Source organism: Antrihabitans stalagmiti (genome assembly GCF_016482825.1).
Classification (GTDB): Bacteria; Actinomycetota; Actinomycetes; order Mycobacteriales; family Mycobacteriaceae; genus Antrihabitans; species Antrihabitans stalagmiti.
Genome location: NZ_JAEMNV010000008.1, coordinates 205,317 through 220,714, shown reverse-complemented (window position 1 = coordinate 220,714; position 15,398 = coordinate 205,317). Strand labels below are relative to the sequence as shown.

General features: G+C 65.7%; 12 protein-coding genes. All 12 read left to right on the top strand.

Annotated elements, in window-relative coordinates; genetic code table 11:
- Positions 1–106 precede the first annotated feature (106 nt).
- Positions 107–538 carry a division/cell wall cluster transcriptional repressor MraZ gene (gene mraZ / locus JGU71_RS22890; RefSeq protein WP_199706811.1) on the top strand — a complete coding sequence of 144 codons (432 nt, stop codon included), beginning with the start codon at positions 107–109 and terminating at the stop codon, positions 536–538.
- 168 nt (positions 539–706) lie between these two features.
- A complete protein-coding gene (rsmH, locus tag JGU71_RS22885) occupies positions 707–1,735 on the top strand; it encodes a 16S rRNA (cytosine(1402)-N(4))-methyltransferase RsmH (RefSeq protein ID WP_307829817.1) in 1,029 nt (342 codons plus the stop codon).
- Entirely contained in the window at positions 1,732–2,577 is an 846-nt protein-coding gene (gene ftsL / locus JGU71_RS22880; RefSeq protein ID WP_233529932.1) for a cell division protein FtsL, read from the top strand. The genes rsmH and ftsL overlap by 4 nt, the downstream gene beginning before the upstream one ends.
- A 158-nt stretch (positions 2,578–2,735) precedes the next feature.
- Positions 2,736–4,520 carry a peptidoglycan D,D-transpeptidase FtsI family protein gene (locus tag JGU71_RS22875; RefSeq protein ID WP_199706944.1) on the top strand — a complete coding sequence of 595 codons (1,785 nt, stop codon included), beginning with the start codon at positions 2,736–2,738 and terminating at the stop codon, positions 4,518–4,520.
- A gap of 154 nt (positions 4,521–4,674) precedes the next feature.
- Positions 4,675–6,261, top strand: coding sequence for a UDP-N-acetylmuramoyl-L-alanyl-D-glutamate--2,6-diaminopimelate ligase (locus JGU71_RS22870; protein ID WP_199706809.1), 1,587 nt, complete (start codon positions 4,675–4,677; stop codon positions 6,259–6,261).
- Positions 6,258–7,751, top strand: a complete 1,494-nt coding sequence (locus JGU71_RS22865; protein ID WP_199706808.1) for a UDP-N-acetylmuramoyl-tripeptide--D-alanyl-D-alanine ligase — start codon at positions 6,258–6,260, stop codon at positions 7,749–7,751. Before JGU71_RS22870 ends, JGU71_RS22865 begins: the two co-directional genes overlap by 4 nt.
- A complete protein-coding gene (gene mraY, locus JGU71_RS22860) occupies positions 7,752–8,831 on the top strand; it encodes a phospho-N-acetylmuramoyl-pentapeptide-transferase (protein WP_199706807.1) in 1,080 nt (359 codons plus the stop codon).
- Positions 8,824–10,305 (top strand): UDP-N-acetylmuramoyl-L-alanine--D-glutamate ligase, encoded by a 1,482-nt coding sequence (murD, locus tag JGU71_RS22855; RefSeq protein WP_307829797.1) that lies wholly within the window; start codon positions 8,824–8,826, stop codon positions 10,303–10,305. Before mraY ends, murD begins: the two co-directional genes overlap by 8 nt.
- The gene (ftsW, locus tag JGU71_RS22850; RefSeq protein WP_199706806.1) at positions 10,302–11,762 is read left to right on the top strand and encodes a putative lipid II flippase FtsW; all 1,461 of its coding nucleotides are present in this window, start codon (positions 10,302–10,304) and stop codon (positions 11,760–11,762) included. Before murD ends, ftsW begins: the two co-directional genes overlap by 4 nt.
- Positions 11,750–12,919, top strand: a complete 1,170-nt coding sequence (murG, locus tag JGU71_RS22845) for an undecaprenyldiphospho-muramoylpentapeptide beta-N-acetylglucosaminyltransferase (RefSeq protein WP_372433221.1) — start codon at positions 11,750–11,752, stop codon at positions 12,917–12,919. Before ftsW ends, murG begins: the two co-directional genes overlap by 13 nt.
- Positions 12,916–14,433 carry a UDP-N-acetylmuramate--L-alanine ligase gene (gene murC, locus JGU71_RS22840; RefSeq protein ID WP_199706804.1) on the top strand — a complete coding sequence of 506 codons (1,518 nt, stop codon included), beginning with the start codon at positions 12,916–12,918 and terminating at the stop codon, positions 14,431–14,433. Before murG ends, murC begins: the two co-directional genes overlap by 4 nt.
- Entirely contained in the window at positions 14,430–15,203 is a 774-nt protein-coding gene (locus JGU71_RS22835; RefSeq protein WP_233529931.1) for a cell division protein FtsQ/DivIB, read from the top strand. The genes murC and JGU71_RS22835 overlap by 4 nt, the downstream gene beginning before the upstream one ends.
- Positions 15,204–15,398 lie beyond the last annotated feature (195 nt).

Below are 15,398 nucleotides of genomic sequence, written 5' to 3'. Positions count from 1 at the left end.
GTCGCCGCGCCCGAGAAGAAACTCTCTAGTGGTCATTGAATGTGGGGGAAAGTGGGGTAATGTGGTGCTCAGCGGAGAGCCGTGGTGATCCAGTGGGAGGTGTCGAGTGTTTCTCGGTACCTACACGCCAAAGCTCGACGACAAGGGGCGGCTTACGTTGCCCGCTAAGTTCCGTGACGAGTTGGCAGGAGGGTTGATGGTGACAAAAGGGCAAGATCACAGCCTCGCCGTCTACCCCCGCGACAAGTTCATGGAGCTTGCGAAGCGAGCCTCGGCAGCACCTCGTAGCGATCCGGATGCTCGCGCATTCGTTCGCAACCTGGCATCGGGAACAGATGAGCAGCATCCCGACGCGCAAGGTCGGATCACGTTGTCGTCTGCTCACCGGACCTACGCAGGCCTGACAAAGGACTGTGTTGTCTCGGGTTCGTTCGACTTCCTCGAGATCTGGGACAAAGCAGCGTGGGAGGAATACACCGCGCGCAGCGAAGAGAACTACTCGCAAGGAATCCACGAGTCGCTCGGCGGGATCCTGTAGCCCGCCTACGACCCGAAGGCGAGTGCCGCGAGGCCTCTGCCCGACCGGGACCCTGACGCACTTCCCCAGCGCCAGGTTCCCCAATCGGACAGGGACCCCGAAGCATTCGCACCCACGTAGCGGCCGACAGTCAGCGTGCACGACCCGGAGGACAAGGTGGACCGCGACGTGGAGGGGGACGAGAATGCGGGCAGCCCGACCGGATCCGACACAGCCGGCAACACGCGGCACATCCCGGTACTCCTGCACCGCGCGGACGACCTTCTCGGACCGGCGTTGCGCGTCGACGGTATAGACGTCGACGGAGCCGTTCTGATCGACGCCACCCTCGGCCTCGGCGGACATTCGGAGCATTTTCTCCGTAGCTATCCCGAACTGCGCCTCGTCGGACTCGATCGCGATCCAGCAGCGCTCGAGTTGGCTGCCGCTCGACTGGCTCCATTTCGGGATCGAATCACGTTGGTGCACAGCACCTATGACGGTATCGTCGACGCTCTGGACCAGGCGGGTCTCCCGCCGACCGAGTCGGTAAGTGCGATCCTCTTCGATCTCGGTGTCTCGTCGATGCAACTCGACGAGGCCGACCGTGGCTTCGCGTACTCGATAGACGCTCCGCTCGACATGCGGATGGACCCGACCACCGGACAAACCGCCGCCGACATCCTCAACACCTACGGTCACGGCGACCTCGCGCGGGTACTCAAGACCTACGGCGAGGAACGTTTTGCAGGCCGCATCGCCTCGGAGGTGCTGCGCCGCCGCAAGGAGAAGCCGTTCACCACGAGTGCGGCGCTCGTCGAACTGCTCTACGACGCGATTCCAGCCGCGACCCGTCGCACGGGTGGTCACCCTGCCAAGCGGACTTTCCAGGCGCTACGCGTCGAGGTGAACGGCGAACTCGATTCGTTGCAGGCAGCGATACCCGCAGCGCTCGATTCGCTGAGGGTCGGCGGTCGAATTGTCTTCATGTCCTACCAATCACTGGAGGACCGCGTGGTCAAACAAGCCCTTGCACCACGGGTCGTGTCACGAACACCCGCCGGTCTACCGGTCGAGCTACCAGGTATGGGGCCCGAATTCGCACTGCTGACCCGCGGCGCGGAACGGGCAACCGAACAAGAAATAGACGAAAACCCGAGATCGGCTCCGGTGCGCATGCGTGCTGCGGAACGGATTGCCAGGAGGTCGGCGGCATGAGTGTTGGAACTGCAGCTAGAAGCACCGATTCTCGAAAAGCCAAGTCTCGCGGCACGAAGTCGCGGGGCGAGGCAACAGGCGTGGATCGCAAAGGTCTTGCGAAGCAGGACAAGTCGGGCTCCGGCGTGCTGGCGAAGCGCAGCGGCGGCAAGAAGGCCGACGCGTCGGCCGGTCGGTCGAGTGCTGCCTCCCGCGCGTACGAACGCCGCCAGCAGCGTGCCGTAGCCGTACTCGGTGACGATGTGGCAACCGGTGTGCTCCCGAAGCGATCGAGCGCGTTCGCGGCGCGAATTCCGTTCGTGGCGACCATCATCGGAATGCTGTCCGTCGGTCTGATGATGACGCTCCTGCTGACGACACGGGCGGCCGAGGACAGCTATCAGCTCAGTGCGGCACGTGAAGCCAACCAGAAGCTCGCGCAGGAGCGTGACGCGTTGCAGAAGGAAGTGCAGAGCAACGATTCGCCACCCGAGCTCGCCGCGAAGGCGCGCGACCTCGGCATGATTCCCGCGAAGGATCCGGCGAAACTTGTTGTCGCACCGGACGGCGGCGTCCTTGTCGTCGGAACGCCCGCACCCGCCCAGGGTGCGCCGGCTCCGCTGCTCAACGCCCCGGCGCCGGGTGCGACACAGGTGCGTCCCGGCGTACCGACCGTGCCCAACCGCACGCCTGTCGCGACGGCACCTCCGGCAGCGACACCACCCGCAGCAACTCCACCTGGCACGGCACCCCCCGTACGCGCCACGCCGCAGACTCCGAATAGTCCTCAGGTACAAGCCCAGGGTGAACAATTGGTACCCATGACGATCAGTCCGCAGCCCGCCGATGCGGGGCCGCGGTGAGTCGCCCGCCGCATCGCTCGCCACGCTCGGCCGGCGACCGCAGGGCGACCGATCCCCGTCGAACCGCGGACCGTCGTGCCAACCTCGGCAGAGTGACCGCAGCGCGCCCGGTGTCCACCAACAGACAAGCGAACAACCGGTCCAAGAAGCAGTCGGCCATGCGCTATCGATTCGGTGTCGGTCGCACAGTTATGTTCTTGGCCTTGGGAATTGCGGCTGTGCAACTGTTGTGGGTGCAGGGCTTCTCTGCGGCGGAATTGTCCGCTCAGGCCGCCGACCAGCGGACCACCACCCTCGTCGATCCGGCGACGCGCGGAGCGATCACCGACCGCAACGGCAAGCCGATCGCATTCACGATGCAGGCAAAAGCGTTGACGTTCCAGCCGACTCGGGTCCGTGACGAGCTGACCAAGGCACACGAGAAGGATCCGACCGCGCCGCAGGTCGACGATCGACTGAAGGCGATCGCAAAGTTGGTGCACGACAAGCTCGGTTTGGTCGAAAAGGACGTGCTTGCGAGTCTGAAGAGTTCCGACTCGTTCGTGTACCTGGCACGTGGCGTCGATCCCGCTGTGGCAACGGAGATTTCGGAGAAGTTTCCCGAGGTCGGCTTGGAGCGTCAAGACATTCGTGAGTACCCGGGCGGCTCGCTCGCCGCGAACATCGTCGGCGCGACAGGGTGGGACGGGCACGGTCTGCTCGGTTTGGAATCCTCGCTCGACTCCTCGCTCGCAGGCACCAACGGTTCCGAAACCTATGACCGTGGCTCCGACGGCGCTGTGATTCCAGGCAGTTGGCGGGACAAACAACCAGCGGTCAACGGCTCGGGTGTCGAACTCACGATCGACGCCGACCTGCAGTACTACGTGCAACAGCAGGTCCAGCAGGCGAAGGATCTGTCCGGTGCGCAGAACGCGTCGGCGGTCGTTCTCGACTCCGTTACCGGTGAAGTGCTTGCGATGTCGAACGACGCGACCTTCGATCCGTCCAAAGGTGTCGGCAACAACAAGAACGCCGAGATGGGCAACCTGTCGGTGACGTCACCGTTCGAGCCCGGCTCGGTCAACAAGATCGTCACCGCTGCAGCGGCAATCGAGTACGGCGTCACCAATCCTGATGAGGTGCTTCAGGTTCCGGGCAGCATCAGGATGTCGGGCACAACTGTGAGCGACGCGTGGGGGCACGGCGTCGAGCCGTATACGACGACCGGAATTTTCGGTAAGTCGTCCAACGTCGGAACGCTGATGCTTGCGCAACGTGTCGGTGAGACTCGGTTTGCGGACATGCTGACGAAGTTCGGGCTCGGCCAGCGCACCGATGTCGGCTTGCCTGGCGAGAGTGCGGGTTACGTGCCGAGCCGCGAACAGTGGTCCGGTTCGACCTTCGCGAACTTGCCTATCGGGCAGGGTCTTTCGATGACGTTGCTGCAGATGACCGCGATGTTCCAGGCGGTCGCGAACGACGGTGTGCGAGTCCCGCCGCGCATCGTGCGCGCGAAGGTCGACTCCGACGGCGACCGCACCGAAGAGCAAGCACCCGAGGGAATTCGGGTGGTCAGCGAGCAGACGGCTGCCACGCTGCGCAACATGTTCCGAGCGGTCACCCAGCGCGACCCGATGGGGGTCCAGCAGGGGACAGGCGCATCCGCGGGGATCGAGGGCTACCAGGTCGCGGGTAAGACCGGGACCGCGCAGAAGGTCGATCCGAAGTGCAAGTGTTACTCCCAGTCCGAGTACTGGATCACCTTCGCGGGTGTTGCACCAGCCGACAATCCCCGTTATGTGGTCGGGATCATGCTCGACGCCCCGGTACGTGGTGTCGACGGTGGCGGTGGCCAGTCCGCTGCGCCGCTGTTCCACAACATTGCGTCGTGGCTGCTGCAACGTGACAGCGTGCCGTTGTCTCCGGATCCAGGCCAGCCGCTCGTGCTGCAAGCCAGCTGAGCTGTGTCGACGCCTCCGATCGACCAGTCGCGACCGCAGGACGTGACGACGACAACAGTCTCAATACGGCCAGGAATTCACGCGGGAACGTCACCGCCGGTAACCTGACCAGTCGACCAGTCGGGCGTGCCCGGCACACTTCGAGAGGAGCACGGTGCCCGCGCAATCACGCTCGCAACCTCCGCTCCGCCCTGTCGACCCGCCGTCGACGCCGATCGCGCAGCTGATCAGCGCGGTACCGTCGGTCACTTTGCTCGACCCGGCAATGGACGCGAGCGTAGCGGTGACCGGCGTCGAGCTTCGCGCCCAGGCGATCGTTGCGGGCGACCTTTTCGCCGCTCTTCCCGGAGCGCACACACACGGTGCCGAGTTTGCTGCCGCCGCGCTCGCCGCGGGTGCTGTCGCGGTGTTGACCGACGACGCAGGTGCCGAGTTGCTGCGGGCGAACGCCGACATTCCGCGGGATGTTCCGATAGTTGTCGCAGACCGACCGCGTGGCGTCCTCGGCGAGTTGTCGTCGACGATCTACGGAAGGCCGTCGGAGCGGATGACGGTCATCGGGATCACGGGAACGTCCGGCAAGACGACGACCGCATACCTCGTCGAAGCAGGTCTGCGTGCGGTCGGGCACCGGCCTGGGCTGATCGGAACGATCGAGACACGTATCGACGGTCATCGGGTTCCGAGCGCGCTGACGACCCCGGAGGCACCGCAACTGCATGCGATGTTCGCCGCGATGGTCGAGCAGGGCATCGACAGCGTCGTGATGGAGGTGTCGAGCCATGCCCTCTCGCTCGGCCGCGTCGACGGCACTCGGTTCGACATCGGGTCCTTCACCAACCTGTCGCAGGACCACCTGGATTTCCACAAGGATTTCGAGGACTACTTCGCCGCGAAGGCCCGGCTGTTCGCCGAAGGCTCCGCTGTCCGTGCGCGCCACGCGGTTGTGTGTGTCGACGACGAATGGGGTGCGCGAATGGCGCAGGTCGCCGGTCCCGACGTCGTGACGGTGGCAAGCAAATCCGCCGAGGCCGATTGGTCGGCGCGCAACGAGGCCACCTCGGTCGGTGGGGGTCAGCATTTCGAGATCGTCACACCCGCTGTGGACGGTGTCTCGGCGACGATCCTGACCGAATTACGGTTGCCCGGTCGCTACAACATCGCGAATGCGCTCCTTGCCGTTGCGACCTGTGCCGCTGCGGGCGCGAACCCCGAACTGGTTGCCCACGCCTTGAGTACGGTCGATGTCCCGGGTCGCGTCGAACGCGTCGATCGTGGCCAGGAATTTCTCGCGGTCGTCGACTACGCGCACAAGCCGGCTGCGCTGGAGGTCGTCATCTCGACGTTGCGGGCGCACACCAACGGCCGCATCGCCGTCGTTGTCGGTGCAGGCGGTAACCGAGATGCGGGCAAACGGCCGCTGATGGGCGCCGTCGGTGCCCGGTGGTCCGACCTGCTTGTGATCACCGACGACAATCCCCGTGGCGAGGATCCCGCTGCCATCCGAACGGCCGTCGAGGAGGGTGCGCTCGCCGTGCCGGAGACGCAGCGTGGTGAGGTCCGCGTCGTCGCCGATCGTGCGGCGGCGATTGCCGCTGCGGTCGAGTGGGCACAACCAGGCGATGTCGTGCTGATCGCGGGAAAAGGTCATGAAACAGGTCAGGAGATACAGGGCGTGAAGTATCCGTTCGACGACCGCGAGATTCTCGCGGCGGCAATCGACGATCGGACCCGACGGTGATCGCGCTGACGTTGGCCGAGATCGCAGAGATCGTCGGCGGCACACTGCACGACGTGCCGGATCCGACCGCACGCATCACAGGAACAGTCGAATTCGATTCCAGGAAGATCGGCGAGGGCAGCCTGTTCCTTGCGTTGCCCGGCGCTCGCGTCGACGGACACGACCATGCTGCCGCAGCGGTTGCCGCTGGAGCGGTCGCCGTGCTTGCGGCCCGCCCCGTCGGCGTGCCTGCGATCGTCGTCGCTCCGGAAGCGAAGACCGAGACGAACGCGATGGCGCTCGAGCACGACACCGACGGATCGGGTGCGGCCGTCCTGGTTGCGCTCGCGAAACTTGCCCGTGCCGTTGTCGATCGGCTGAGCGACGGCGGCCTGACGGTCGTCGGGGTGACCGGATCGTCGGGGAAGACGTCGACGAAGGACCTCTTGGCGGCGGTGCTTGCTCCACTCGGGCCTGTCGTCGCGCCACCAGGGTCGTTCAACAACGAGCTCGGACACCCGTGGACGGCATTGCGCGCCGACGAATCCACCCGCTTTCTCGTGCTCGAACTCTCGGCGCGCGGCGTCGGTCACATCGCGACCCTGGCTGCGACTGCGCCGCCGCGGATCGGGGTCGTGCTGAACGTCGGTACCGCCCACCTTGGCGAGTTCGGTTCGCGCGACGCGATCGCGGCGACCAAAGGCGAACTGGCAGAAGCGCTTCCGTCGACCGGCGTCGCGATTCTCAATGCGGACGATCAGCTGGTAGCGGCGATGGCAGACCGCACGTCCGCACGTGTGGTGCTGGTCGGCAGGGACGCGCGAGCGACCGTTCGCGCCGAGAACATCGTGCTCGACGACGAGGCACGAGCATCGTTCGATCTCGTCACGCCGGCGGGACGTATCCCGGTGACACTGGCCGTGCACGGCGAGCATCAGGTCGGCAACGCACTGTCCGCGGCCGCGGTTGCGCTCGAATGCGGTGCCGACCTCCCGACGGTCGCGACGGCACTCGCCGGGGCTCATGCCGCGTCGGCTCGCCGAATGGATGTGCAGACGAGGCCAGACGGGCTCACCGTCATCAACGACTCCTACAACGCGAACCCCGATTCGATGCGGGCCGCGCTCAAGGCGCTGGTGTCGATGGCCCGTGCGGATCCCGCCAAGCCGCGGCGAAGTTGGGCCGTGCTCGGTGAGATGGCCGAACTCGGACCCGACACGGTCATCGAGCACGACGCGATCGGCCGACTCGCCGTCCGCCTCGATGTGCACAGGCTCGTCGTGATCGGAACGGGACGTCCGTCCCACGGCATGCATCAAGGTGCCGTGATGGAAGGGTCATGGGGCAACGAGTCGATTCTGGTGCCCGATATCGCCGCCGCGATCGAACTTCTCGAAGCCGAAGTCGAAGCAGGTGACCTGGTGCTCGTCAAAGCATCTCAGTCGATCGGGTTGTGGGTGATCGCAGACCGGCTATTGTCCACGCTGCGACCGAGCATGGAGGCGACTTAATTGAGGCAGATCCTTTTCGCGTCAGGGATCGCGCTCGCGGTCTCGATTCTCCTGACGCCTGTGCTCATCAAGGCATTCTCGAAACAGGGCTTCGGGCAGGAGATCCGGGTCGAGGGACCTGCGAGTCACCAGAGCAAGCGCGGGACGCCGACGATGGGTGGCGTCGCCATCCTTGCCGCTCTGTGGGCGGGCTACCTGGGCGCACATCTGATCGGTATCGGCTACAACGCGGACGGTCCGTCGGCGTCGGGTCTGCTCGTTCTCGGACTTGCGACGGCGCTCGGTGGCGTCGGCTTTCTCGACGATCTGATCAAGATCCGCAAGCAGCGCAACCTCGGTTTGAACAAGACGGCGAAACTTGTCGGTCAGTTCATCGCAGCGATCACGTTCGGCATCCTTGCACTGCAGTTCCGTGGTGCGAGCGGTCTCACACCGGGCAGCACACACCTGTCCTACGTCCGCGACATCACGACGGTCTCGATGGGCGCGATGGTGTTCATCCTGTGGTGCTACGCGATGATCAGCGCTTGGTCGAATGCAGTCAACCTCACAGACGGCCTCGACGGTCTCGCAGCCGGTTCGATGGGTCTCGTGCTCGGCGCGTACGTGATCATCACGTTCTGGCAATACCGCAACGCGTGTGAGACATCCCCGGATCAAGGCTGCTACAACGTCCGCGATCCGCTCGACCTCGCCCTGATCTGCGGCGCCGGTGCCGGTGCCTGCGTCGGCTTCCTCTGGTGGAATGCCGCGCCCGCAAAGATTTTCATGGGGGACACCGGCTCGCTCGCCCTCGGCGGCATGCTCGCAGGCCTGTCGATCACCTCGCGCACCGAACTGCTGATGGTTGTGATCGGCGCGCTCTTCGTCGCCGAGGCGGCGTCGGTCGTCATCCAGGTCGCGGTGTTCAGGTCGTCGCGCAGACGGGTCTTCCGAATGGCCCCGTTCCATCATCACTTCGAACTCGCAGGCTGGGCAGAGACCACGGTGATCATCCGGTTCTGGCTGCTCGCGGCGATAGCGTCGGCGATCGGGCTGTTCCTCTTCTACAGCCAGTACCTGTCGGCGGTCGGTGACTGAGGTGGTCCCGCTCGACTCTCTGCAGGGCAAGCGGGTTCTCGTCACCGGGTGGGGTGTCACCGGACGCGCGCTCATCGAGCCGCTGCGTGAACTCGGTGCTCACATCACGGTGAGCGATGGCAGTCCGAGTGCTGCAGTCGAGGCGCAGGCGCGGCACGTCTCGTTCGCAACGGCCGACGAGCTGACGGCGGACGGTGGTCTCGACGGCGTGGAGCTCGTGGTGACCAGTCCCGGTTGGCGACCTGATTCGCCGGTTCTCTCGGCCGCCGCCGCGCGTGACATTCCGATCTGGGGTGACGTCGAATTCGCCTGGCGGGTCGATCAGGCGCAGCTCTACGGACCGACGACGCGGTGGCTCGTCGTGACGGGGACGAACGGGAAGACGACGACGACGTCGATGCTCGAATCGATTCTCACCGCGGCGGGGATACCGAACGCAGCGTGCGGAAACATCGGACTCCCCGTGTTGGCGGCGTTGCGCAGCGAGCCGCGTCCGGAAGTCCTTGCCGTCGAGCTTTCGTCGTTTCAGCTGTACTGGGCGCCGTCGGTGCATCCCGACGCCGGGGTTGTCCTCAACATCGCCGAAGACCACCTCGACTGGCACGGCGGCATGGCCGGTTATGTCGACGCGAAACGCCAGGCGCTGACCGGCAAGGTCGGTGTGCTCGGCCTCGACGACGCAGTCGCCGCGGGGCTGGCGGCCGGTTCGCCTGCGGACCGCACCATCGGATTTCGGCTCGGTGAGCCGGAGCAGAACGAACTCGGCGTCTGGGGCGGGCACCTGCTCGACCGTGCGTTCGGTGACGACGAGGTGCTTGCGCCGATCGCCGAGATCACGCCGGCTGGACCGGCCGGTGTGATGGACGCGCTCGCGGCTGCAGCGCTTGCGCGGTCGATCGGCATCGAGCCGGGAGCGGTCCGCCGCGGGCTGCGCTCGTTCACCGTCGGACCACATCGCGCAGCACGTGTGCGTGAGCTTTCCGACGTCTCGTTCGTCGACGATTCGAAGGCAACCAACCCACATGCGGCTCGTTCGTCGATTCTGGCCCACCCGAGCGTCGTCTGGGTCGCCGGCGGTTTGTTGAAGGGCGCCCAGGTCGACGACCTTGTGCGCGAGGTCGCGGATCGGCTCGTCGGCGCGGTGCTGATCGGGCGGGATGCGGCGCAGATCGCAGAGGCTTTGGCGCGACACGCGCCCGATGTGCCCGTGGTCGGGGTGCGTGCGCGAGACGATGCAGTAGTGACCGATGTGGCTGATGTGACCAAAACCGTGGATTCGACCGTCGATTCCGACACCGTCATGGCCGAAGCGGTCCGGCAGGCAGCACGTTTGGCGCGGCCCGGCGACACCGTTCTGCTCGCACCGGCCGCGGCGTCCCTCGACATGTTCGACAACTACGGACAACGTGGCGACAGCTTCGCCGCGGCGGTTCGAACGCTGCAGTCCGACGACATCTCGCGGTTGCCCCGATGAGCATCCGCGAATCGGCTCGCCCGAGTTCGCCGACCGCTGGTCGAAAGCCCGACAAGACGAGTGCCGCCCGCGCGGAGCGGCAGCCCCAACCGCGGACCCGCTTCGGCACGTGGTTGCAGCGGCCGCTTGCGTCGTTCCACCTGGTCGTGACGATCGCGACGTTGCTGACGGTGCTCGGTCTGGTGATGGTCCTTTCGGCGTCGAGTGTCGAGTCGTACGCCGGTGGCGGATCGGCCTACGCACTGTTCAACCAGCAGGCCATGTATGCGGTGCTCGGCGTGGCTCTCTTCTACATCGCGCTGCGAATGCCGATCAGGACGCTGCGGAAGCTGTCGTTCCCGGCGTTCGTGATCTCGGTGGTCATGCTGGTGCTCGTCCTGATTCCGGGTATCGGTGTCGAAGTGCAGGGCGCGCGCCGCTGGTTCATGATCGGCAGTATTTCGGTGCAGCCCTCCGAGATCGCCAAGGTCACCTTCGCGCTGTGGGGCGCCCATCTGCTCGCGTCGCGTCGGTCGGAGAACGCAAGCCTCAAGGACATCGTCATTCCGCTCGTGCCTGCGGGTTTGATCGTCTGTGGGCTGGTCGTGCTGCAACCGAACCTGTCCACGACGATCGCGCTCGGCATCGTGCTCGCCGCCCTGCTCTGGTTCGGTGGGCTACCGGTCAAGGTCTTCGCCGCGATCATGGCGTCGGGTGCGGTCGCGGCAGTCGTCCTCGCGTTGTCGGCAGGCTACCGCTCCGCGCGTGTCACCGGTTGGCTCGGCACGGACAACGATCCGCAGGGCACCGGCTATCAGGCGCGGCAGGCACTGTATTCACTCGCCGACGGCGGCATCCTCGGTCGCGGCCTCGGTCAGAGCCGTGCCAAGTGGAGCTATCTACCGAACTCGCACAACGACTTCATCTTCGCGATCATCGGCGAAGAACTCGGCTTCATCGGATGCTCCCTGGTGATGGGACTCTTCGCCCTCTTCGTCTACACGGGCCTGCGCATCGCGATGCGGTCCGCTGATCCGTTCCTTCGTCTGCTGACCGCGGCTGCCACGTCGTGGATCACCGCCCAGGCAGTGATCAACATCGGCTACGTCGTCGGATTGCTACCGGTGACCGGGCTGCAGTTGCCGCTGGTGTCGGCGGGTGGATCGTCGCTGGCGATTACGCTGCTGATGTTCGGCATCATCGCGAATGCGGCTCGGCACGAACCCGAGGCCATCGCTGCACTGCATGCGGGACAGGAAGGGCGATTCGCACGGTTGGTACGTTTACCCAAGCCCGAGGCGTATTCGCCGAGCAAGGCAGAGGCTGCGCGTGCCGAGGCCGCCCGTCGGGCTGCGGTCAAAGCCGCACGTAAGCGGGAGATGCGAAACGATATGCCGCGGCGAGGTCGCCCGGTGGAGGCGCGAGATCCTCGGCGGCAGCCGAGGCAGCGCAATGGAGAGCGAGGATTCGACAGGTGAGCTCGGACCCAGACAGACCGGACGGAACTGCCATTTCGGTGATCGTCGCGGGCGGGGGTACGGCTGGGCACATCGAGCCTGCGCTCGCCGTCGCGGACGCACTGCATCGGCTCGATCCGTCGATCAGGGTCACAGCGCTCGGCACGTCGCGTGGGCTGGAAACAACCCTCGTGCCTGAGCGCGGCTATCCGCTCGAGCTGATTCCGCCGGTGCCGCTGCCACGTAAACCGACGCCCGACCTTGCCAAACTGCCTGCGCGCGTGCGTGCTTCGGTCAAAGCGACCCGCGAGATCATCGACAGGCTCGACGCCGACGTCATCGTCGGCTTCGGCGGCTACGTGGCTTTGCCCGCCTATCTCGCGGCAGGCAAAGGTGTCGGTCGACGCCGCCGAGCTGTGCCGATCGTCGTGCACGAGGCGAATGCGAAGGCGGGCATCGCCAACAAGATCGGTGCCAGGCGTGCTGCACGTGTCCTCGCAGCAGTGCCGGATTCGGGCATCCACGCCCGCGGTCGTAGCGAAGCGGAATTGGTGGGTATCCCGGTTCGATCGTCGATAACCGGACTCGATCGTGAAGCCTTTCGAGCCGGTGCGCGGGCCCACTTCGGGCTCCCCGCCGAGGGGCCCGTCCTCTTGGTGTTCGGCGGTTCCCAGGGTGCACGTTCGCTGAACGAAGGTGTGTCCGGCGCCGCGAAAGCGCTCGTCGCCGCGGGTGTGTCGGTACTGCACGCGCACGGCCCGAAGAACACCATCGAATTGCCCGAACCCGACCCGAACTCCGGCTCGGACGCGCTCTACATCGCTGTTCCGTACCTGACGCGGATGGATCTCGCCTATGCGGCGGCCGACGCGGCGATCTGCAGGTCAGGCGCGATGACCGTCGCGGAGGTGTCCGCCGTGGGGCTCCCGGCCGTGTACGTGCCGCTTCCGCACGGCAACGGCGAGCAAGAACTCAACGCGAAGCCCGTCGTCGCCCAGGGTGGTGGAAGGATTGTCGCCGACGCGGATTTCGATCCCGACTATGTGGTGAATCAGGTGATCCCGATGTTGCGTGACCGTGAGCGACTGCTGCAGATGGGCAGGGCCGCAGCCGACGCCGGGCACCGCGATGCCGCAATCGAAGTCGCGCGAATCGTTTTGGAGGAAGCAAGACGATGACGGATTCTCACGACCCGACGACACAGGACCCCTCGGTACTGCCCGAGGAACTCCAGCGTGTGCACATGGTTGGAATCGGCGGCGCAGGCATGTCCGGTATCGCCCGCATTCTCCTCGCTCGCGGCGGACTCGTATCGGGTTCCGATGCGAAGGAAAGCCGTGGCGTGCTCGCGTTGCGTGCGCGTGGCGCTGTTGTCCGGATCGGTCACGACGGGAGTGCGCTGGATCTGCTACCCGGCGGCCCGACCGTTGTGGTCACCACCCATGCCGCGATCCCGAAGGACAATCCGGAACTCGTCGAAGCTCGGGAGCGCGGCATCCCCGTCGTGCTGCGCCCGAAGGTGCTCGCCGCATTGATGCAGGGTCACCGGACGCTGCTGGTGTCGGGGACACACGGCAAGACGTCGACGACCTCGATGCTCGTGGTTGCGTTGCAGCACTGCGGTTTCGATCCGTCGTTCGCGGTCGGCGGCGAACTCAACGAAGCGGGAACGAACGCTCATCACGGGACGGGTGACATCTTCGTCGCCGAGGCGGACGAGAGCGATGGTTCGCTGCTGCAGTACGACCCCAACGTCATCGTCGTCACCAACGTCGAGTCCGATCATCTCGATCATTTCGGTTCCACCGAGGCCTACGTCCAGGTTTTCGACGATTTCGCGGCACGACTCGGTGACGGGGGAGTCCTCGTCGCCTGTCTCGACGATCCGGGTTCCGCTGCCCTGGCGGGGCGGGTCGCCGCACGCAACCTGCCTGGTGTCCGGGTGATCGGCTACGGATCGGTCGGCGCACCGCAGATCGACGGCGTCGAGGTCGCGGTCGAGTTGCACGGCTGGGAGCCCCGTGATGTCGGCGGAGTTGCGCAGTTCCTGCTTGCAGGCGAAACGAGCCCGCGCACGCTGCGACTTGCCGTGCCGGGTAAACACATGGCGCTCAACGCGCTTGCTTCGTTGCTCGCGGCACACGAGGCAGGCGCCGATATCGGCGAGATCCTCGAAGGACTGGCCGGATTCGCCGGTGTGCACCGACGCTTCCAGTTCACGGGTCGCGAAGGTGGTGTGCGCGTGTTCGACGATTACGCCCACCATCCGACCGAGGTCCGCGCGGTGCTCGGTGCGGCAGCGGAACTGGTTGCGCAGGAGGCGAAGGACGGCGCACGCTCTCGACGTGGCAACGTCATCGTTGTCTTTCAGCCTCATTTGTACAGTCGCACAGCGACTTTCGCCGAAGACTTTGCTGCGGCGCTCGACCTGGCCGACGAGGTCGTCGTGCTCGATGTCTACGGTGCGCGCGAAGAGCCGCTGCCCGGCGTCAACGGCGCGCTCGTCGCTCGCTCGGTGACGAAGCCGGTGCACTATCAGCCGGATATGTCTCGCGTCGGTCGTCAGGTTGCCGGGCTGAGCCAGCCAGGTGACGTCATCATCACGATGGGTGCGGGCGACGTGACGATGCTCGGCACGCAGATCCTCGATGGTCTCCGGTCCCGTCCGCAAAACGGGCGGCAGCGACGTTGAGTTCTTCGCCCACATCGTCTCGGAACTCGGCGCGGAATTCGACTCGCAGTTCGAATCGACGGACCGGTCGTCGACGCGACGAGGCAGCGGAACCGAGGTCGACGCGGCGGATCGGCAAGCCGGCGCTGTGGACGATCGTCGGCATCGTTGTCGTCGCGGTTGCCGTCGTCGTGGGCGGATGGTTCACGCCGGTCATGTCGGTGCGCGAGACCGCGGTGGTCGGGCTCGTCTCGATACCTGAGGAAGAGGTGCTGGCAGCGCTCGCGATCGAGGACGGCAGACCCTTGCTACGGGTGGATACCAATGCCGCGGCCCGACGTGTCGCGCAGTTGCCGAAGGTGGCGTCGGTCCGCGTACAGCGGGTGTACCCGTCGACCGTCCGGGTGACGGTGACCGAGCGTGCGCCGGCCGTGTTCTTCGATTCCCCGCAGGGGACGCACCTGCTGGACGCGACCGGTGTCGACTATGCGATCGAGCCGCCACCGCCCGGTGTGCCGAGGTTGAAGGTCGACAATCCGGGCGCAGGCGACCCGACGACCCAGGCGGTCCTCGCCGTTCTCGCTGCTACGCCGCCGCCGTTGCGACTGCAGGTCGGGGAAGTGGTGGCAACGTCGATCTCGGACATCACGCTCAACCTGCTCGACGGGCGGGTGATCGTGTGGGGGAGTCGAGACAATTCGCAGCGCAAAGCCGACATCGCGCTGCCGCTGCTCACGCAGCCGGGCCGGATCTACGACGTGTCGAGTCCGGACCTGCCGACCGTCCGGTGACGCGAAACACGTTGCAGTAAGCCTGTTTCGCTCGGGCGCACGGCCCTGTCGTACCCGACGGGCGGTGGCACAGGTGGCAGAAGTAAAAGAATCCGCGCCCGACACGGCGCGCCTGCGTGCGGATCGGTGTGCCGGTGCATAGCGTTTGCCCCTAGTCGAGTACTTGACATAACGTTGAACCTGTGGTTGAGGTTT